The 494-nt window shown below is 65.6% G+C and carries 2 protein-coding genes; both read left to right on the forward strand.

Annotated elements, in window-relative coordinates:
• Nucleotides 1-197 (forward strand): gamma-glutamylcyclotransferase family protein (locus ACLEQD_RS45075; RefSeq protein ID WP_410392019.1); only part of this gene is annotated, 197 nt, incomplete at its 5' end.
• Between the two features lie 8 nt (nucleotides 198-205).
• On the forward strand, nucleotides 206-436 hold the full coding sequence (locus ACLEQD_RS45080) for a hypothetical protein (protein WP_223738810.1): 231 nt from the start codon (nucleotides 206-208) through the stop codon (nucleotides 434-436).
• Nucleotides 437-494: the final 58 nt, after the last annotated feature.

The following is a 494-nucleotide window of genomic DNA, read 5'->3' on the forward strand; positions in this document are numbered from 1 at the left end:
TGTACGAAGTCGACGCGCTCATGCTGGCGGCGCTCGACAGGCTCGAGGGCCACCCTCGCTTCTACCAGCGCACGTCCATTGCCCTCGACGGTGCCGGCCGCGTCGAGGCATACCTGTTTCCCAAGGGGCGGTTGGCTGGCCGCCCCATCATCGAGTCCGGTTGCTGGCGCACTCACCTGAAGGAGAAGAAGTCATGATGATCATCATGCGCGACGGACGTGTCTTCGAGGGCACGGCCGTCCAAATCGTGAAGGGAATGCAGGACATCGCCTTCGGCGTGGAGCGCCTTTCCATTCCCGAGTACATCGACTGGGTGGTTGCCAATACCCAGCGTTTCGAGTCCGTCGCGCTGCGCGTGCAGGGCGCAACCGCCGAGGAGAAGGCCGCGTCACTCGTGGATGAAATGCTGCGCGAGGGCCTGGCGACGCGAGGGTGAGCCGGGCCGGTATGGCATGCCTCTCAGGGTATGCCCATGCGGCCCGGGCCCGTCCGCC

It is taken from the genome of Corallococcus sp. 4LFB (assembly GCF_046520365.1).
GTDB classification, from domain to species: Bacteria; Myxococcota; Myxococcia; order Myxococcales; family Myxococcaceae; genus Corallococcus; species Corallococcus caeni.